The 21,187-nt window shown below is 36.0% G+C and carries 20 protein-coding genes; all 20 read right to left on the bottom strand.

Translation table 11 applies throughout. The annotated features are described in order from the left end of the window. Positions 1-13 precede the first annotated feature (13 nt). Positions 14-1,033, bottom strand: a complete 1,020-nt coding sequence (gene citC / locus QKW49_RS18745) for a [citrate (pro-3S)-lyase] ligase (protein ID WP_282864174.1) — start codon at positions 1,031-1,033, stop codon at positions 14-16. Positions 1,034-1,124: 91 nt separating this feature from the next. Beyond that, the gene (locus QKW49_RS18740) at positions 1,125-1,889 is read right to left on the bottom strand and encodes an N-acyl homoserine lactonase family protein (protein ID WP_282864173.1); all 765 of its coding nucleotides are present in this window, start codon (positions 1,887-1,889) and stop codon (positions 1,125-1,127) included. Between the two features lie 31 nt (positions 1,890-1,920). Next, positions 1,921-3,210 (bottom strand): TRAP transporter large permease, encoded by a 1,290-nt coding sequence (locus QKW49_RS18735; protein ID WP_282864172.1) that lies wholly within the window; start codon positions 3,208-3,210, stop codon positions 1,921-1,923. After that, positions 3,200-3,670: a TRAP transporter small permease gene (locus QKW49_RS18730; protein ID WP_282864171.1), complete on the bottom strand. Its 471-nt coding sequence runs from the start codon at positions 3,668-3,670 to the stop codon at positions 3,200-3,202. Before QKW49_RS18730 ends, QKW49_RS18735 begins: the two co-directional genes overlap by 11 nt. A gap of 298 nt (positions 3,671-3,968) precedes the next feature. Then, the gene (locus QKW49_RS18725) at positions 3,969-5,039 is read right to left on the bottom strand and encodes a TRAP transporter substrate-binding protein (protein ID WP_282864170.1); all 1,071 of its coding nucleotides are present in this window, start codon (positions 5,037-5,039) and stop codon (positions 3,969-3,971) included. A 447-nt stretch (positions 5,040-5,486) separates the two neighbouring features. Next, positions 5,487-6,764: a TRAP transporter large permease gene (locus QKW49_RS18720; RefSeq protein ID WP_282864169.1), complete on the bottom strand. Its 1,278-nt coding sequence runs from the start codon at positions 6,762-6,764 to the stop codon at positions 5,487-5,489. Further along, a complete protein-coding gene (locus tag QKW49_RS18715; protein ID WP_282864168.1) occupies positions 6,764-7,300 on the bottom strand; it encodes a TRAP transporter small permease in 537 nt (178 codons plus the stop codon). The genes QKW49_RS18720 and QKW49_RS18715 overlap by 1 nt, the downstream gene beginning before the upstream one ends. 124 nt (positions 7,301-7,424) lie before the next feature. Beyond that, positions 7,425-8,453 (bottom strand): TRAP transporter substrate-binding protein, encoded by a 1,029-nt coding sequence (locus tag QKW49_RS18710; RefSeq protein WP_282864167.1) that lies wholly within the window; start codon positions 8,451-8,453, stop codon positions 7,425-7,427. A gap of 295 nt (positions 8,454-8,748) precedes the next feature. After that, a complete protein-coding gene (locus tag QKW49_RS18705) occupies positions 8,749-9,678 on the bottom strand; it encodes a hydroxymethylglutaryl-CoA lyase (protein ID WP_282864166.1) in 930 nt (309 codons plus the stop codon). A 152-nt stretch (positions 9,679-9,830) separates the two neighbouring features. Then, the gene (locus QKW49_RS18700; RefSeq protein WP_282864165.1) at positions 9,831-11,039 is read right to left on the bottom strand and encodes a CoA transferase; all 1,209 of its coding nucleotides are present in this window, start codon (positions 11,037-11,039) and stop codon (positions 9,831-9,833) included. A gap of 465 nt (positions 11,040-11,504) precedes the next feature. Next, positions 11,505-12,593, bottom strand: a complete 1,089-nt coding sequence (locus QKW49_RS18695; RefSeq protein ID WP_282864164.1) for a GerAB/ArcD/ProY family transporter — start codon at positions 12,591-12,593, stop codon at positions 11,505-11,507. A gap of 22 nt (positions 12,594-12,615) precedes the next feature. Beyond that, complete coding sequence (locus tag QKW49_RS18690) at positions 12,616-12,807, bottom strand: hypothetical protein (RefSeq protein WP_282864163.1); 192 nt, start codon at positions 12,805-12,807, stop codon at positions 12,616-12,618. Next, on the bottom strand, positions 12,807-13,994 hold the full coding sequence (locus QKW49_RS18685; protein ID WP_282864162.1) for a Ger(x)C family spore germination protein: 1,188 nt from the start codon (positions 13,992-13,994) through the stop codon (positions 12,807-12,809). Before QKW49_RS18685 ends, QKW49_RS18690 begins: the two co-directional genes overlap by 1 nt. A 13-nt stretch (positions 13,995-14,007) precedes the next feature. Further along, on the bottom strand, positions 14,008-15,519 hold the full coding sequence (locus QKW49_RS18680; RefSeq protein ID WP_282864161.1) for a spore germination protein: 1,512 nt from the start codon (positions 15,517-15,519) through the stop codon (positions 14,008-14,010). Positions 15,520-16,139: 620 nt separating this feature from the next. After that, complete coding sequence (locus QKW49_RS18675; protein ID WP_282864160.1) at positions 16,140-16,790, bottom strand: HAD hydrolase-like protein; 651 nt, start codon at positions 16,788-16,790, stop codon at positions 16,140-16,142. Between the two features lie 410 nt (positions 16,791-17,200). Next, a complete protein-coding gene (locus QKW49_RS18670) occupies positions 17,201-18,262 on the bottom strand; it encodes an NAD(P)-dependent alcohol dehydrogenase (protein ID WP_282864159.1) in 1,062 nt (353 codons plus the stop codon). 234 nt (positions 18,263-18,496) lie between these two features. Then, the gene (gene deoC / locus QKW49_RS18665; protein WP_282864158.1) at positions 18,497-19,177 is read right to left on the bottom strand and encodes a deoxyribose-phosphate aldolase; all 681 of its coding nucleotides are present in this window, start codon (positions 19,175-19,177) and stop codon (positions 18,497-18,499) included. 16 nt (positions 19,178-19,193) lie between these two features. After that, positions 19,194-19,913: a GntR family transcriptional regulator gene (locus QKW49_RS18660; RefSeq protein WP_282864157.1), complete on the bottom strand. Its 720-nt coding sequence runs from the start codon at positions 19,911-19,913 to the stop codon at positions 19,194-19,196. Positions 19,914-20,162: 249 nt separating this feature from the next. Next, positions 20,163-20,684, bottom strand: a complete 522-nt coding sequence (locus QKW49_RS18655) for a flavodoxin domain-containing protein (protein WP_282864156.1) — start codon at positions 20,682-20,684, stop codon at positions 20,163-20,165. A gap of 256 nt (positions 20,685-20,940) precedes the next feature. Then, positions 20,941-21,144, bottom strand: coding sequence for a hypothetical protein (locus QKW49_RS18650; protein WP_282864155.1), 204 nt, complete (start codon positions 21,142-21,144; stop codon positions 20,941-20,943). Positions 21,145-21,187 lie beyond the last annotated feature (43 nt).

Here is a 21,187-nt window from a genome sequence, read left to right as displayed (position 1 = left end):
ATCCTTCACCTCTTTAATGTCTGGATTTTGTATGTTTAATTTTTTCTATAACCTCTTTTGCCTGCGGCGAAATCAAATACTGATATGTTGATAAGGGAACCATCTTCTCTAGCTCTTCTATTCTATCTTCCCGTATCAACTGTCTTACTTTTGAAGCACTTACCGCTTCGGCATCCTTTTTTAACCGCTCAACTTCTATGACTTCCAATCCCTTACCGGTAAGTATCTGTTTCATATGATGATTATATGCTGCCGTAACAGGACAATAGGGTTCTTGTCCCACATACCTTTTTTTCACCTTTAAAATCGGTGCAATATGGCGAGCAAATATTTCGAGATCCAAAGAAACCTGTGCTGTAATTACATCCTCATCTCTGATAAAATATGATGGAAAGGTCAAATGTGAGATGACATACTTGCCGCCCGGAATTACCGTAACATTTGAAAGATCACTTGTTCCTCTTTTCACTAAATCCAACCGGACTTCAAAAGGAAAAAGCGAGACATCTTCCTCTACCACTAAAACATAAAGCCATTTATTTTCCTTTGATGCTTTTTCAATCAAATACCGGTGTCCAAGCGTAAAAGGATTGCAATTTACCACGATACATGCTGCTTCTTTAGGATTTGAAGCTGCTGTTGTCGCTAAAAATGCCTTGTATTGTTCGATGCCGTTTCTTCCCCACTCCAGTAAAGCTGCAAAAGACTTAACCTTAGCAACAGTTTTAAATCCTAATGCCTCAAAGTGATATATCTCCTCTGGCTTTGTAAAAATATAGAGCTGTTCCTTGCCCATTTCTAAAGCTTTCTTCATCAAATACGTAATAACTTTTGTAGAAATTCCTTCTCCCTGAAATTCCGGGTCAATGGCTATCCCTTGCAGAGTATCCCTTACTAACGACCCTGTTCCTATTAGCCGTTGGCCATCATAGACGCCGACCGTATAATCGATATTTTTAGGAATCTTTAGTCCTACTAAATCAAGCAGAGGTTTTATTTTTTCTAATTCTTTTATTTCTTTCTCTACAAACATTTAATCTCTCCCCCATTGAATATCAGTATTGATTAAAGCATTGGCACAATCATAAAACAATTGTGCCAATGCTCTAATCATCCTATATTATTCACTTTTTCGGTGGATATTCGTCTTGTTCAAAAACTTTCATGTCATGTCCAGGCAATATATAATCACAGATTTTCTCAATCTTTTCATACGTAGCATAACATTCCTTTAAATCTACGTGTATTGCAGAAGGCAGATGCTTATGAATACCTACTCCTTCCCAGTTTTCAAATCTGCCGATACAATCGCTCGCAATAAGGTACTTACCTCCTTCGGTATCGACAAGAACTCCCTGGAATCCCGGCGTATGTCCCGGAATAAATACTAAATCAATGCCCGGATAAAGATTGACATCTCCATCTACTACTTCATACTGATCCATTGTTTTTTTATATGGAGGTTGCATTCCAATCTGCTCAGACTCATAATAAGGATATTGCATTGGTATAGGATTTTCTGCAAATTCCAGTTCCTTCTTCTGAACATATATCTTCTTACCGGGAAACAAATCATTATTCCAGCAATGATCCCAATGTAAATGTGTGTTTACAATGCAATCTATATCATCAGGCTGAAGGCCTAAGTTTGCAAGTGCATTAAGCATCTTCATATCTTCTGTCTGTTTTATGGGATGATGATATTTCTTAGCCCATTCTTCACCTGAGCACCCCGTATCTACAAGAATGTTCAGGCCTTCACCCCTAATCAGATACGCAATGATGGGTGTAATAATTTTCTCACCATAACCATAAAAATAGGTCAAAGTAGACTTTTCATGCTGCTGGAATTCGCCGCATTTGATTGGTATAATTTTATATTTCGCCATAATAATCTCCTCTTTCTCTTATCATATTTATTTATAACATCCCAAGAACTCTTGGCAACCATAGAATAATCTCGGGAAAAAAAGTGGTCAAGACAAGTGCTGCTATACTTGATACTAAAAATCCAAGTATACTTTTGGATATGGTTCCTAGCTTGATATCCGCAATCCGGCAGGCAGGATAAAGATTAACCGCTACCGGCGGTGTACTAAATCCAATCGCAATAGCTATCGTCATAGTCACGCCAAACCATATAGGATCCATGCCAAGTTGTGTTACAACAGGCAACAGCAACGGAACAAAAATATAAGAAATAGATATACCATCAATAAAAAAGCCCGCTAAAACTAAAATAAGATTTATAAGCATTAGGATGACCCACTTATTATCTGATACAGATAGTAAGGCTGTTCCGAATCTTTGTGCTACACCTTGCGTCGTGATAAGCCATGTAAATGCCGAGGCATTCGCCATAATGATAAGAATACTGGCTGAACTTACCCCGGACTCCGCAACAATTTTCCACAACTCTTTGACATCAAACTCCTTATAAATAAACAATCCGACAATCAAACTATAAATAACCGCAACAACAGCAGCTTCTGTAGGAGTAAATACTCCTCCATATATACCACCAAGAATCACTATCGGAGTAACAAGCCCCCATGAAGCCTCCTTAAATGCCTTCCATATTTCAGAAGGTTTGCCATAAGGCTCCCCTTTGTAACCTTTCCTAACCGCATATATATATACATAAACAGCTGCACATGCACCCATAAGAATTCCGGGTACGATCCCCGCTATAAACAGCGTACCGATGGACTGTCCTGAAAGCACCCCGTAAACAACCAATGTAATACTGGGTGGTATTACAACCGCAACTGCGCTGTTGGATGCAATCAACGCCGCTGAAAACCCCTTGTTGTATCCGGCATTAATCATTGCGGGTATCAGAATAGATCCTAGAGCTGCTACGGTTGCAGGCCCCGAACCTGATATTGCACCCCAAAATAGTGTAATTCCTACCGACATGATGCCAAGTCCGCCGGGAATCGGACCAACAATTAATTTAGCAAAAGCTATAATCCTTTTCGATATCCCTGCCTTTTCCATTATAAATCCTGAAAGTATAAAGAACGGAATAGCCAGCAGCGTGAATTTCGAAAGTCCGGAGGATATAATACTGACATACATCGTGATAGGAACATTATATAACACCATTGTTACCAGGGTTGACAAACCAAGAGAAACCGCAATGGGTATATTAATGAGTATCATAATCATAAATACTATTAATAGTGCTATCCCTATATCAACACCCATCGTCGCACCTCCTGAAAGCAAATACCATATTCTGTACAACTCTAAAAATATATAGTGCAGAACCTACAGGAAATGCCATCGTAAATATCCAATTCGGAACTTGAAGTATAGGCGTCCTGGAATCATAGTTGATATTTGAAACGACCTCCTGAATACCCTGTTTGAATAAAATTGAAAATAATAATATACTGGCTATCGATGCGATAACCATAAAAAATTTTTGTGTTTTTGGAGGACAAAGATCAGTGATTGCTGAAAGTCCCATATTCGCACCTCTGGCACACGCAGCAGGAGCTCCTAAAAGAGATGCACACACAAATAAATAATTTACAAGTTCTTCTGTAAACGCCAGTGAAGCTCCAACCACATAGCGCCCAATAACGTTAACTCCTAAAATCAAAAGCATTATAATCATCATTGCTGCGATTAAATGCTCTTCAAATAATAGCTTCTTTTTCATACTACCTCCATATTGACTCTACTATATTATCAACCCTATAAAACTGCAAACTTCAATAATAAGACCGTAAAGATACATCCTACCAAAATATTTATCTTCTATTTAAATAATATTTGTAATCTTTATAGCAGTTGGAAAGGCTCTGTTCACTTTAATCCATAATCAGTAGCATTTAAGATAAACAGAGCCGTCCTCCTGTATAGCATCTACGTTGATAGCAATCTTAGCAGATATTTAGGTTTACAATCTAGAACTCTGCCTCAATAATCTGTGAATATAACTTTTTCAGCAAATAGACCTATTTATTTGCGTCTTTAAGCAATGTAACTAGTTTTTGGTCATATTCCGGAAGATATTTTTCGACAACAGGTGCAGCCGTATCTTTGAATACCTTCATTTCTTCTGCAGTTGGCTTATAAACTTTCATATCAGCTTCTTCAAGTTTCTTTAGATCATTCTCATAATCAGCACGTGCATATTCTTTTTGTAACTTACATGCCTCGATAGCCGCTTCTTGTATTGCTTTTTTAGTAGCATCATCAAAAGAATCCCAAAGCTTTTTATTGGTTTGGAAAGGATGCGGCTCGTAAGAATAGTCCCACAATGTAATATATTTTTGAACTTCATAAAACTTATTAGGAATTATAATTGTTGAGACAGGATTCTCTTGACCATCTATAGTTTTTTGCTGTAACGCCGTAAAGATTTCTGAGAAATTAATATCTGTCGGGTTTGCACCAAAAGCTTTAAATACATCCAAAAGCATCTTATTGCCTATGACCCTGAATTTGATTCCTTTAAAATCTTCAGGACTTTTAAGCTCCTTAGTATTATTTGTTACTTGTCTAAAGCCATTCTCTCCAAAACCTAACACAACAAAATCCTTGGCATACAGGAGATCATATATTTTTTGGAATGCAGGCGTTCCAGGTGAAAGCGTTTTGTCGATAGTTTCAACATCTTTCCAAAGCCACGGAATACTCATAGCGCCCAAATCCGGTACGATACTCGTCTGTACAAGCGGAGAAAGCCATCCAAAATCAATAGCACCCTTTTGAACCATCTCAATTGCTGTGAGCTGGTTTCCACCGGCTAACTGCGAATTGGGATACACCTCTACTTTGTATGCACCATTTGTTTTTTCTTCAACGAGCTTTGCAAATTCAAGCGATGCTTTGTCGTGCGCAGAGCCTGAAGCAGGTGCGAATGTTAAGGTTAAAATTTTTGCCTTTTTCGCTGGTCCGCTGCTTGGTGCCGGGGTGTTTGTGTCGTTTTTTGAGCTATCCGGCGCAGATTTACCACAACCGGTAAATAGCAGAGTTGTCATTACAACCATTCCAAGTAGTACGGCAAATACTCTTCTTTTCATAATAAAATTCCCCCTTCAAAATTTAACATTTGTTATTTGTAAAATGCTGCAACCTTATACTTCACAGCATCTATACACACTATATTTATTGCTTCGACACATAACATTCAATCATACACGCAATTCAATTATTATATTTTTCGCCTTAACAAATCCAATAATAATGACTATAAATAATACACATAAAGCTAGTATACCTATCTATATCCATATTATTTGCCACTTTATCTTCAATTTTTCTCTGGTTAGATTAATTTTTTCACTGCAAAACTTGTCCGGATAACGGTTGCTATTATGCTCCAATTCCATGCCTAGGATATTTACATAAAAATGTAATAATTTTTCAATATCTCGTGTCGTAATCATAATGTGATTGATATTTTTGATTTTATCTCTCTGAATACAAATCTTAATAATATCGCATAAGCACTTCGTTTATCTATCACCCTATAAACCTGAAATGGACGGTATATATGTCACAAGGACAGGAAACAGGTTAAGTATCAGCAACGTAAGCAGAAGCACGGCAATAAACGGAATAATCTGCTTTGTCAATTTTTCTATAGATACCTTGGCAACATCACAAGCCACAAACATGCACAGACCAACCGGCGGTGTAATCTGACCGATTGCAAGCGCAAATACCAATAAAACACCAAAGTATACCAAATCTCCATTCATGGACTGTATTACAGGATAGAAAATAGGTGTCAGCAGTATAACAGCTACCGCATTGTCAAGGAAAGTTCCTGTTACTAGTAGTGCAACCATCATGATAAGCTGTATAACCAGCAGGTTGTCCGAAAAGTTAACGATCAACTGCGCAAACTTTTGAGGTATTTGCTCACTTGTAAGCAGGTAACTAAACATATGCGCAGACGCAACCAAATACATAATTGACGCCGTACCCTTTGCAGAATCCAAGGTCACTTTTATAAATTGCTTAAAATCCAGTAACCTATATACAAACATACCAATAACGAAACCATAGATTACAGCAACCGCAGCTGCTTCCGTAGGGGTAAAAATACCTCCGTAGATACCTCCCAGAATGAGGACAGGCATTAAGAGCGCCCATATTCCATTTTTAAAGGCTGTCAAAATTCCTCCTGCCGTTACAGCCTCTCCACCACGGTAACCTCTCTTTTTTGAAATCCACAGTTCAACCGAAATTAGTGCAATTGCCATCAGAATACCGGGAACAATCCCGCCTAAAAACATTTTCGCTATGGAAGCCCCTGCAATCGCGCCATACAATACCATGTTATTACTAGGAGGAATCAATAATCCTATAGTTCCTGAAGATGCCACTGTAGCTGCTGCAAACTCCTTGCTGTATCCACGCTCCTTCATAGGTTCCACCATTACAGCCCCTATCGCTGCTGTAGTAGCAGGTCCTGAGCCTGAAAGAGCACCGAAGAAAGTACATGCAACTGTAGATACTACTGCAAGTCCTCCTGTCATTTTACCTACAAAAGCAGCCGCTAAATCTGTAAGTTTCTTCGATACACCACCTCGAGCCATGATATTTCCTGCGAAAATAAAAAATGGAATGGCCATTAGAGTAAACGAGTCGACACCACGGAACATTTTCTGCATCAAGTTAATAACCGGAATATCACTAAAAAATACAACTGCCACAACAGATGATATTGCAAGACAGAATGAAATCGGAATACCGATTAAGATTAAAATAAAAAATGTTATAAATAATGCAATAGACATTATTCCACGCCCCCTTCCATTCTCTCTGTCTGTTGCCCAATATCATCGGCCTTGGTCTTTAGTGTACCGATTATTTTTTCAACCATCAGCAATCCCATCGCTAAGCCACTGATAGGAACCTGCATAAATACATATCCTACCCGTATAGACTCTAGATTAAGAAGCCTCTGGTCATTCTGCAATAACATTGCTACTAAGTTTGTTGAATAATATACAACCATGCCAAGGAAAGCCAGTACCAAAACCTGCGAAAACAAGATGACTGTTTTTCTTAAACTCTTATTATTAATCCTATCTACAAAGGAAGAAACATTAACGTGGTTATCATTCTTTAAGACTACCGCTGCACCAAAAAAAGCAAGCCAAGAGAAACAATAGGTAGATAGCTCCTCAGACCATGCAATCGGACTCTTTAACACATATCTAAACACAACCTGTGAAAACACCATGATGCTCATTGCTAGCAGCAAGCATATTATGAGGACTTTAAATACATTATATATGCTATCATTAAGCTTGCATAAGACCTTATACATATAATCCTCCTTAAATCATGTAGCTTAATTATACACATACCGCTCTTTCTAGAGCGGTATATATATAATTTTAGATTATTTTTTCTTTTTTATCTGATTTTCAATGCTTAAATTCTAGCTTTCTTTACTTTCTAATCATGTCCAGAATTTCTTTGTACTTGTCATAGTACTCATCGTACACCGGTTGGGAAGCTTTAATGAAAGCTTCTCTATCAACTTCATTGACTTCCATAAGACCTTTCAACTCTTCTAATTCCTTAGTATAATTCTCCTTTGCATTCTCAAAAGCCCATTTGGATACCTCTTTACCTGCTTCAACAAAGATAGTCTGCTGTTCCGGCGTTAACTTGCCATAGGCCTTCTTGGACATAATCATCGGCTCTGCCGTATGCACGTGACCGGAAACAGACATGTACTTTTGTACTTCATAGAATTTTTTGTCAAGGATATTTGTAAATGGATTTTCCTGAGCATCTACTACACCCACTTGAAGTGCATTATACAGTTCACTAAAAGCAATATTTGTCGCACTTGCTCCGTAAGTGTTGAAGGCCATCATATTAGGCTTTGTACTTGAAGTTCTGATCTTTATACCTGTTAAATCTTCAGGTACAACGATTGGTTTCTTATTGTTAGTTATATTTCTAAAGCCATTTTCCAACCATGACATAAGTATAACGTTTTTGCTTTCAAGTTTCTTAGCAAGTACATCTCCTACTTCACCGTTTAATGTATTATATACATCATCGGTATCTTTAAAAAGAAATGGCATACCAAGTGCTCCCATTTCAGGAACAAGCGTTGCAAGTGCATCATCCGCAACAATCGCTAAATCAACGGTTCCAAGCTGTATTCCCTCTGTAACCTCCTGCTGTGTTCCTAGCTGATTGGCTGGGAAAATCTCAATGTCGACAGCACCGTTTGTTTTTTCCTTTACGATGTCTCTAAACATCTCTGCACCCTTTTGGTATGCATGATCTGTTCCGCCAACATGAGAAAGCTTTAATACTACAGCCTTAGTGTCTTCTTTAGTTTCTTGTCCTTGAGCAGGTGCTTCCTTATTTCCTTCATTAGCACTCTGTTTTTGCCCACATCCGAACAAAAGTGTAGACATGAACACCACTAACAAAACTAGACTTAATACTTTTTTCACAATTACCCCTCCATTATAATTTATTAATACTCCGCTAGTTAGCAGATAGTATTCTGAATTGCTCATTCCGTTTCCTGAATTGTCCTTAGCTAAGTTATTAATTCTATCAAATCTAATATTGTTGCACTTATATATATTTAATAGCAAATATTATGCCAATATTAAAACAGCTCTAAATCAGCATTTACATAATAATCACTCGTACATAAATGTTTCATATGATAAATTCCCTATATATTTGAAACATTTTTAGCGTTCCCATTTGAGATGCCCCTCATATTCCTTAATGATTTAATTAAGCACATGTTACTCTATTTGCTACATTTAATAAGTCTGTTGAAATATTCACCATATGCCCTGACATTCCCGTTCCTATTTTATTTTTGACCATTCTCGATGCCTCCAAAAGGTTATCAAGGCAAACACCGGTACTTACACCCATCTTTTCAAACATGTTTACCAAATCTTCTGTCGCCGTATTTCCTGTCGCACCCGGTGCAAACGGACACCCTCCAAGTCCTCCTACACACGATTCAATGGTTTTAATTCCACTCTGGGCAGCCACCATGGCATTAGCTAATCCCATTCCTCTTGTATCGTGGAAATGCATGTGAAAATGCATTTCCGGATACTTTTCCAACACTGTCTTCGCTACATTTTCTGTGTGCACCGGATTTGCAACGCCGATAGTATCACAAATACTTACTCTGTCTGCTTTTACTTCACAGGCTTTATCGATAAGTCTAAAAACATTCTCAATTGGAGTAATTCCATTAAAAGGACATCCAAAAGCGGTTGCTACATCAAGTTGTAAGTCTATATCAGGGAACTCTCTTCTTAATTGTTCAAACTCGACAAAGGATTCGTCTATTGTCCTATTGACGTTGGCTTTATTATGTGCTTCACTTGCCGATATAACATAGACTATTCTTCGAAGCCCGCTTTCATATGCTGCTCTTGCTCCATACAAATTCGGAACTAGCGCAGCAAACTTCACATCCGGATATTTCTTCAGAACATTACTTACAATCTCTTTGGCATCTTTCATTTGAGGAATAGCTTTCGGATGGACAAAAGAAGTAACTTGCATCTTTTTAAAATTAGATTTTACTAAGCCATCTATAATTTCCAGCTTTACTTCTGTGGGGATCCACTCCTTTATATTTTGATAACCATCCCTTGGTCCTATTTCAATGATTTCAATCTCCTTTGGAATATTCATCATTTTCCACTTCCCTTCATCACATATCATAATTGATTTAAATTAGACCATCCTTCTTTAGTTCATTGATATCGTCGTCCTACATTCCCATAAATTTATAGTTATTTAGGCTATCGTTATTGCTTAAAAGTAACTCAGATATTCTAATTCACAACTTAAAATACTCCATTATTTTGAAAGTTTTCTATTTTCGCTTGGCTATAGCCCAGGATTTCTTGAAGTATCTCCGTTGTATGCTGGCCTAGAAGAGGTGCCGCCGTCCTTATAGAAGCTTTTTTATTTGTAAATTTTAAATGATTTCCTGTTAATGTTATCTTTCCTGCCACAGGATGCTCTGTTTCTACGAACATCTCTCTCGCGCCTGCAATATGAGGATCCTTTACCACCCTATCAATAGTATTGATTGGCGCAGCAGGAATTCCATTCGAAAGAAGAGTATCTACAATTTCATCAATTGTATAATTCACTGTCCACGCTTCAATAATTTCTTTTAATGGTTCATGATTTTGCACTCTCTTAACATTGCAATCAAATCTTTCTTCTTCCAATGCCGATATTTTAAGAACTTGCTTTAACAGATTAAATAACTTATCGTTACCACAGGCAATAATAACATCTCCATCCTTGGCTTTAAAGGAATCATATGGATAAATTGCTTCATATCTATTGCCGATTTTATCCGGAACCCTGCCTGTACACAGATAAATCATATTGATAATCTCTAACGAGGAAACCATAGAATCCACTAAAGAAACATCCACTTTGTCTCCCTCACCGGTCTTCAGCCTATTCGCATACGCAGCAAGAATTCCTACACAGCAGCTAACACCTCCCATAACATCTGAAATAGCAGTACCCGTCCTGGTTGGTGGTGTTCCCGGCCACCCCGTGGTACTCATCAGTCCGCTCATTGCCTGACCTACAATATCATATCCTGCTCTTTTTGAATAAGGGCCATAGTGTCCAAAGCCAGAAATGGCACCATATACCAAACCCGGATTTATCTTTTTTAAGTCCTCATAACCGAGTCCAAGCTTCTCCATAACGCCGGGCCTGTAATTCTCCACCACAATATCACTTTGTTTTACCAGTTCTCTAAAAATTTCTTTCCCTTCTTCGCTTTTTAGGTTTAGTGTCATCCCGCGTTTATTTCTGTTTAAATTCATAAAATATGCGCTTTCACCATTAACAATCGGCGCGTTTCCTCTTGAGTCATCCCCTCTACCAGGAAGTTCGATTTTAATAACATCTGCACCCATGTCCGCAAGCATCATGCAACAATATGGCCCTGCTAATACACGCGTAAGGTCTAATACTCTTACACCTTCCAACATCAAATTATTTGCTTTACTTTCCACATTCATCACCTCAACAAAATATTTATAACTAACATACGCCTTTCCTAATTAGCTATTTTTACCTATCGCTTCCGTATAGTTTGTCCGCTACCCATAATGTAAAAGCTATAGGTAAGCACAAAATCTCCCCCCTATTATCACAGTGTTATCAATTTGATCCTCCTTCAAAATAATATCTTTACATACTCTATTAATAGCAAGTTCTATGCCAAAATCAAAAAAGCAGCAAAATGGCACTTTCCGAATCTTGTCTTAACAATAATTGTTTCATTCATCCCATTTCATAATATAGTGAAACACATATTCATAAATGTAGCATATTAGTGCAAATATTTATAAAAAAAAATTATTATTATTTTCCAATAAAAAAATACACATGAATTGTTCAAATGCTTTTTCAGCTAAAATTTCCAAACAATTCATGTGTTTTACATATAAATTTATAATATGATAATTAAGAGATGTTCTTCCTTATATCTTTTTTCGAATTTCCCCTATTATTAATATTACAATTGGTATAAATACTCCAAGAAAAATATTGACATATACCACCACATTTTCTGCGAAACTCTGGAGTTCAAAAACACTATTACAGATATACATTGCCAAAAAGTAAATAAATACCATATAAATGTTTATAAAAACCTTATATTCAGATAGTCTAAACACTGATTTTATCATTAACAATACACAATATGTAAAAACGGAAAATAGTATAAAGTCTGAAGCAATCCAAATCATTACGACTATCGATTCTACTTTCTCAAAGATATCGAATACGGATATTTGCTTTACTGCCGTTAAAAACGGCAATGGTATTCTTCCTGTCACTGAATAGCCGAGTGTTCCTACTGTAGCTATAATTGTTGCTATATTTGCAATTAATAAGAACATCAGAGTTTGAATCCCAATATTTTTTATTTTTTCTTTATTATTGATCTTATTCCCTAAAAAAAATAAAAAGAAAAAATACACCCATATACCTGTGACACCAATACTCGCTTCGAATAACGGATAGATATCTTTATAGCTTACTGGCGTGATATCATTTACTTTGATTACTGGTAATAGGAAAAAAATCATCAGTAATGTGCTAATTGTTATCAAATAAAATATTATTTCGTTCATTCGGGCGATTACTACTAATCCCGAACGCAAAACATAAGCCAGTAAACCAAGCATGATAATTAAAAACACACTTATTACTGTATTCGGTAATATTGACGAAACAATTTTCTCACCATAATATCGTACATTCAATGCCAGTAACAAGGTTATCCATATCATATAGATAATAACAACTACTCTTCCAATCCCTAGGCCCAAAACACTATATATTACATCCATCAGCGAATGATTTTTATGCTGTTTGAAAAATCTATGCAGTATATATACAAGAATGACAAAAAAGATACTAGCTAAACATGGCGCAAGCCATGACGCCTGCTTAGCTCTATTGGCTACATATAAAGGTATAAACCTAACAGCCGGTGAATATGCTAATGTTAAAAATAGCAATGCCGCTTGTCTCAAAGATATTTTTTCTCTATCTGCCAACATTATGAGTACCCTTCCAATATCCTTATTTTAAATATCCTAGGATAACAGCAGCCAGACTTTCCCTATATGGCTGCACAGAATAAAATATTCCAAATATAAGAGTGCCAAAGGCAAAAGCAATAAAAACAAACATCTCTTTTTTTTTCTTTTTTCTAACCATATTTACTATTTCAAAAATACTTATTAATACAATAAATAAACATGTTAAAATCATTACTCTTCACCTTTACTTGTTTTTATTTTTTCCTGTATTTCATATGTCCTATTAATTTTGGATTCGGCTTCAACATCGATTTCTAATTCGGAAAACAGTTCCCCCCATTGGTCTTTTATATTATCCCATTGTACAGGATATTTATGAAATACAGCATTGCTTACTTCCAATATATCAGTATTATTTTTCTGAGCATAATCTATAACACTTTTTATTTCGTTTTTTACTAGTTCCTGTTGCTGACTATTTAAGTATGTAATCATATCTTCAGTAAAAACATTTTTTCTACCTTGCACTTCTCCAATATTTGTCGAAAACATGATTTTTATGGTTACTGACAGCATGTTATTTGTAATTTTGGGCAATATTTTGCACTTAGAATCGATAAGCTCAAGCAATATATTATTTCCAGATGTTTCTGTTACTACTATCACTGTCGACTCTATATTATTCTTTATCCAATTAAGCCCACGTGATTGGCCATCGCTTATATAACCAATCAATTTGGAACCTTTAAAAATTGCAAATCCTTTAATAACTATATCCATAGCATTTTTATCTTCCTGTTCCCGTTTTACCCGTTTTTCCAGTTGAATATAAGGTAAATAGGCAGACAAATACTGATTATCCATAACTTTGATAAGTTCAGATAATTCCACCTTAGATGAGATTCCCAGCCCTGCTTGAGTATTTAATAGATTTTCCATCCTGTCAGATACAAATCGTTGCGTGGTACCAGCATTATTAAGCACTTCTTCAGCAGTTGAACCCTTAATAATCAGTACTTTTGAGTTAAGCCTCTGCTCATGGTCACGAGTGAATAAATCTATATAATCAGCAATATTATCCTTAGCCGCTTGTTCACTAATAATTACAAATTCTGTATGTCCAAAAATCGGTTTTCTATCTGCAAATAACCGAAGATTTCTAATAGCTTCAAAAAGGGTTCTTCCCTCTATACTTAAAACATCAATTTGTTTGGATTGTGAACTTTGCTCACTTCCTCCCACTTCAGTTTTTTTTGAGGAAACTGATATTCTTATTAATCCATTGTCTAATTTGTCAACCCCAAAAACTGTAACAAAGAATAAATTCTGTATATCACCGCCACCTCTAATGGGGCTTTTACATCCTGTCATACCAATAACAAGAATAAATAGGATAAGACATCCTTGCAGCTTCACCATTCAAAAACCTCCATCAATCCTGCCTCTTTTTATTGATAGTTTTCAACTGTATTGGCCGTTTTATATGCGTGCGAAGCTTTAGCCGAAACAAAGAGTCTTGCATCTGCCTATTCTCATCAGCCACGAAAGGTGATAGATAAGGCACGCCATAACTTTCTATTTTTGATAAATGATATAGCAATACCAGACTTCCGATACTCAGACCAAAAAGTCCTATGATACTGCTTAAAACAACCAGTACTAAGCGCCATATACGTAATGCATTGCTAAAATCCTGATTAGGCATTGTATAATTCGAGATAGCTGTAACTGCTATAATAAGAACTACAGCCGGCGAAATAAATTTAGCATTAACTGCTGCTTCCCCAACTACTAATGCACCTACGATTGAAACAGCCTGTCCTATTGTTTTAGGTAACCGTAATCCTGCTTCTATTAAAATTTCAAAAGCAATCAGCATAAGTATCACTTCAATAAAAGATGGAAACGGAACTCCCTCTTTTGCCGCCGCTATTGAAAGTGCAAGACTTGTAGGAATCATTTCTTGATGAAATGTAACTATCGATACATAAAAGCCAGGTAAAAACAACGTTACTAGCATAAGTGAGTATCTTAAAACTCTGACTAGCGTACTTATAATATAATTTTGCGAATAATCTTCCGGTGCCTGCAAAAACTGGTTAAGTACTCCAGGTACTTGATATGATACAGGGATTCCATCAATAATAATACCTACCATTCCTGAAATGATTCCGGCACAGAACTTATCAGGCCTTTCAGTGCTTATTACCTGCGGAAATGGTGAGTTATTATTGTCGATAATATATTCCTCAATAAATCCTGTTGAAATAACACCATCAATATTAATATTACTAAGTCTTTTTTTAACTTCATCCAAAATATGTCTGTTTGTTACTCCTTTCATATAGATAATTGCAATATTTGTTAACGTTTGCTTACCTACAATTGTTTTTTCAATGACCAAGTTTTGTGTTCTAATTCTTCTTCTTATTGTTGCTGTATTGATCTGCAAAGTTTCTACAAAAGAATCTTTTGCACCCTTAATAACATTTTCCGTTGTTGGTTCGGATATGCTTCTCTTTTCAAAGCTTTTAGCATCAAATATGATAGCTTTTTTTTCTTTATCTAAGACCAACACCGTACTTCCAGATAGTATATCACTAATTACAATATTAATATCACTCCTGATATACTGGCTGGAATAATAAATCTTCCCTTCCTCAATAAGTGCCAAAACTTCCCTTTCATTTTTTACCGACTTAAACGCTTCCTCTTGATTTAATGGCTTCAATATGTAATCACTCGTCACAGCATGGTCAACAAGCCCGTTTACATATATAAGCGATAAACGAATATTATTTATTTTTATATCACGAAACGAAATATCTTCACTACCGGAAAGTATAGTTTTAAGATTTTGTGCTGATAATTCAAAATTATTTTGCTCTTCATCCGTATACATTATGCCATTACACTCATTCTTTTTATATTTCCCAAAAAGCATGATATCACCTACTTATAAATAATTATTTCCATATTTTTTTTATTTACTCATTAGATTCTACTATGAGAATTCGAATTACAAATATCAATTGATTCCATGTGGATTTCTCCGATCGAGCTGGAGCCTACCAATTATTTGAGTAGCATTCACGGAGGGATTTGTTCAAGTGAGATGAAACAACGCATCAACTAGCCGGAAGACCAGAAGGGCTAGCCGCATGTCTTATTTGAGCTTGCAAGTCTGACACACACCGGTATAGAAAAAGCCATTCTAACTTCCGTATACTGAAGTAGTATGGCTTTTTCTATTAATCATATATTGATTAAGGTTCCTTTGATATGCACAAATTCTGCGAAGACACCTCATATTTATATGATAATATTGGTGACCGTGACCAGTCAGCTCTTGTGTAAGGTTTCTGGACTAAAGTTCAATAGGATAAAACAAATTCTAAAATTAAAAGATATTAAATTTTCCATAGGAGTTTTAGGCATTTTAAGAAATGGTAATTGATGAAAAACATGCAAAAAAGAAGGCTGACCTACCTCCCCAAATAAATTAAATCTTGAAATTTACCATAGCCTATATCTAAATCCGCTGAACCAGTAAAATGTCTAACTTTAGATTCTGTCGCCAATAATGGCATTGCAATCTACTAAAACTGATTTATTATATTGATGTTCTATCCCGATCGCAAGTATTCTTTCTTGTTGAGCTAATGCAAGATTTCTATTTGTATCTTCAAATAGTACAACCTCATTATTATAAGCACCATAATAATGATATGTATCACTTAGTATATCTGCTTTCGACATATCTCCGCTTGCAACAGATATAATTTTATCAAACGCTGAGTCTAAATCCCATAACTTCAGTAAATCGTTAATGATGTTCAACTTTTGTGAAGATAATATACAGAAACAAATATCTCTATACTTGTTAAATAAGTCCATGAAAAAGTTAAAAGGTTTTAGATCTTTCTTTTTAATTAGCTCTAAATAGATAGAAATCCTTTTATCGAAAAAAGTATCATCATCAAAGCTTATTCCAAAATCATCTTTTAACATACTATATATTTTTATTTCTGCATTACCGATATAACGATCAATATGCTTTTTTGTTAAAGCAATATTAAATTCTGACAAGCATATATCATATGCCGCCCAATGTAAAGTCTCCGTATCAGCTATAGTACCATCAAAATCAAAAATAAATACTTTTTTAGACTCCAATAACGAACCGATTTCTCTTATATCTTTTGTTTTTATCATTTTTCCTCCTTAGTCAAATCTACCTCTTTTTCTTTAGCTGCTTTGAGCATATCTTCTCACACTCGCTTCATTTTATCATAAAAAGAAAAAAGGAATCAATACAACTGTACCTTCAATTCGATCTTCAAGACATATAGAATGAATAACATTACTGCGACTATCATGGATATGGTTGATATTATTTTCCTGTCATATTCCAACAATTAATCTACAAATGGTGCTGATAGTTGTAAAAATGTCTATAAAAGACAAAGGCGCCCACATACTGTGAGCGCGCATTTTATCTGAGATAATTTATCGCAGCCTTCCGATATTGATTTAGATGCCGAAGTTAATAGAACTATATTTCTTGTTAACTCAATGATTTATATCTATATGTGCAACTTTCCTATAATATACTGACCTCCGTACTACCAATTAATCTCTACAACAGGCTTAATCAAATCTCTAGGCTTTTCTTTCATAAGCATTAGCGCGGCTTCAATGCTTTCAAACCCTTTAAATCGGTGTGTAACAAGCTTGCTGGGGTCTATTCTGGCTGTCTCGATAAGTGCAGCTAATTTCTCCATACGTAATCTTCCGCCTGGCATCAAGCCTCCTTCAATGGCTTTATGACCCATACCACAGCCCCACTCAGCACGTGGAATCTTAATGTAATCTCCTTCACCAAGATAGTTTATATTTCCTATTTTTCCGCCTGGTTTTAAAACTTTAAGTGCCTGGGCGAATGTATCAACATCTCCACCTGCAATAATAACCCGGTCTACCCCTTTGCCTTTTGTTTTTGCCATAATCTGCTCTACGATATCACCTTCACGGTAGTTGATGATATCTGTAGCTCCATATTCTTTTGCAATCTTAATGCAATTTGCACGAGATCCCACAGCATAAATATAGGATGCACCTCTAATAGCTGCCGCAGCAACAGCCATTAAACCGACAGGACCTATTCCGATAACAGCCACACTATCACCGAATTTCACATCAGCAAGCTCAACACCATGAAATCCGGTTGGTACCATATCAGAAAGCATACAGGCAGCAACTGGATCCATACCTTCCGGCAGCAATGCCAAATTTCCATCTGCATCGTTCACATGAAAGAATTCTCCGAACACGCCATCTTTAAAGTTTGAGAATTTCCATCCGGCAAGCATGCCTCCTGAGTGCATCTGGAACCCACCTTGAGCTTCTAACGAATTCCAATCGGGAGTAATAGCAGGAACAATGACTTTATCCCCAGGAGCAAAATCTTTTACGAATGTTCCTACTTCTACAACTTCTGCAACCGCTTCATGGCCTAAAATCATATCATGACGTTCACCAATTGCACCTTCCCAAACAGTATGAATATCTGACGTACATGGCGCAATAGCAATTGGACGACAAATTGCGTCCATAGGTCCGCAGACCGGACGTTCTTTTTCAATCCATCCTATTTTTCCAATTCCTAACATTGCATAACCTTTCATATTAACAACCCCTTTACATTTAGCTCATGTTAGATTTTTGTTTGTTAATTATCTAACAATACTTCTTATTTTTATTCTATTATGCAATGTTTTAATTATCAATCAAATAAACATATCTAATTTCAGTAATGTTTTATTGTAATTTTTATGTCAGATATGGTATTTCAATAATATTTACAAAAACATAATTATGTTTTTGTACTAAAAAAAGATGTGTTTAATACACATCTTTTTTTAGTACTGCATTGCTTTCTCAATAATGCTAATTGCAGAATTCAAACCTAGGCCAAAACGACTGCACCCTGCTTTAGCCATTGTGATCAAAGTATCCAGATCTTTTATCCCACCTGCTGCTTTAATTTTGGCTTTATTTTTAATAGTTTCATTAATCAATCTAATATGATCAACGGTGGTGGGCTTGTTCATCCATCCTGTCCCTGTTTTGACATAAGACACTCCTGCCTCTACTGCAATATTACTTGCCTTAACAATTTCCTCATTAGTAAGAACCGTTACTTCAAGGATTGCTTTCACAGGCGCTTTTCCCGCAGCATCTACCACTGCTTTTATATCATTAAAAACGGTCTGATAGTTTTGAGATTTTAGGTGGGTTATATTCATTACCATATCAAGCTCGTTGCAACCCATCGCAATCAATTCTTTTGCCTGAAAGACCTTGGCCTCTGTTGTATCCCCTCCGGAAGGAAACCCAACGGCTCCCCCTACCTTGATATTCGGCTCGTCTTTTAATTTTTCCAGCAAATGCGGTGTAAAGCTTGGCAATGCGAAGGCACAAATAAATTGATACTTTCTTGCAGCTGCAATCATTTTATCAATCTCTTCTAACGTATGATTTGACTTCACACAGCTGATATCTATTATTTGAGAAATATTCAAAAGAAAATCATTATCCATGATAAAATCTCCTTTATTATTTATATCGTCCATTCATTGAAATCTCAAGTTCATATTCATCGCCAAGGATGCTTACATGATCTACACAAATCGGCTGATTATCTTTATAGCAAATACGACGAATACACAGAAGTGCCGTATTTGGTTTTACCCCAAGCATTTCTGACTCGGCAAAATCTGCCGACTTTGCATATATTTTGTCCTTTGCGGCATCAATTTCTATCTGGTACTGATCTTCTAAAAACTGATATAGCGCAGAAAATTTATTAGTATATTGCTCTATACCCGGTACTTTCTCATATGAGATGTAATTTTTCATGATTACAACCGGTCTTTCATCGGCCAATTGTATTCTTTGTACACGGGCCAATAAACTTCCTTTCATTACATTCAATTCTTTGGCCAGGTTTTCTGTAGCAGGTATTCTATCAATATGCATGCTTTTAGTCCTTACATTATAGCCTTTTCTTCTTAAAGATTCTGTAACAGAGGTAACCATATTAAGATCTTGTTTTGTTTTGTAGTTCATTACCATAGTGCCTCTGCCTTGCTTGATTTCTACTAAGGTCTCCTGCGCAAGCAATTCCATTGCTCTCCGTACTGTAGTACGGCTTACATTAAATATCTTTTCAAGCTCTGTTTCAGTAGGAAGCAATTCACCTACTGAATACTTTCCGGCCTTGATATCAGCTTTTAATTTATCATGCATTACTTTATACGCTGGTGATTTGCTCATACGTGTAACTCCTTTTTACTATTATTCTTAAACCATTCTAATTACTATAAGCAAATGAAATATATTATTATTATAAAACACTTTCAAACAGAATCCAATAAAGTATACACGTATAGAGTTAATCAGAAATGTATCGAGATGCCCTTGGAGATCTTTAAATATTTGTGATATTATTTAACAAACCTATTATTCAAGTATGACTGGCTCAATGTGTATATTATGATCAAACAATTCATCATTGATTATTTTTCAAGAAGTAATATAATCAATGATTTCACGTATATTCTTTCTTTGCGTGAAATCTGCCGGCTTTTCATAAGCTGCAAGCATCCCCTTCTCATCAGGCGATAGTTCTTCTTTCCTCTTCAGCTTCCATTTCAGTAATGTCATAAGCACTTTATCGAAAGGCTTCAACTTCCCATAATCAAAGCCGCCTCTTAAGTAAAAAAAACGGATATATTCTTGTTGTTCGGAAGTAAAATTATTATTCATTACCTCACTTATTATTTCTTTTCTGTCCGGTGATGCCCCTGATGCGAAAACAACAATCTTCTTTCCTTTAAGTCTGTCGAGATTTTGTATTATTAGCTTTACTCCATTAATACCAACAGCATATAAACCACCACCATAGATCACAGTGTCATAGTTTGCTATTTCATCTATTGTAATATTTGAAGCTTCAAAAATATCCGCTGATAACTCTTGTGCAATCCATTCTGCATATTTCTTTACGAAGCCCGCTTTGGATTTATATACTACAACTGTTTTCATTCTTACCCCTCCCAAGAAAATCTAATTTTATAATGTACTCAGCATATAGATAACGAACTGTAGGATTGTAATTTACCAAATTGTATATCACGCTAATAGTTAAGATTCTGTAGGGGCGGGCGACTCTGTCCGCCCGTAGATACGGTATTAGCACAGCGGGTGGACAGGGTCGTCCACCCCTACGATAGTACGACAGGTATATTGAAACAAGAATTAATCTATTGGTTAATAATAACTTTACAGTTTTTTATCTATATTAAAAGAATCCTCTTACCATCATTGTAAAACCTAAAATTAATAACGGTACTCCCACAATCGCACCGACTACTGTCATACTAAGTATTATCCCTACAATCATCAAAACCAAACCTAGCATAACCGCTACCAGCCTGCCTGTCATCTTGATAATAAGTTCTATCATTTTCCATATCGCAATAAAAGGAAAAAACAGTATTCTCAATCTATTCATCTCCTAATATCTTATCTAACTGTATATACGCAAT

It is taken from the genome of Petroclostridium sp. X23 (assembly GCF_030013905.1).
In the GTDB taxonomy this organism is placed as follows: domain Bacteria; phylum Bacillota; class Clostridia; order SK-Y3; family SK-Y3; genus X23.
This window is presented reverse-complemented; position numbering and strand designations above follow the sequence as displayed.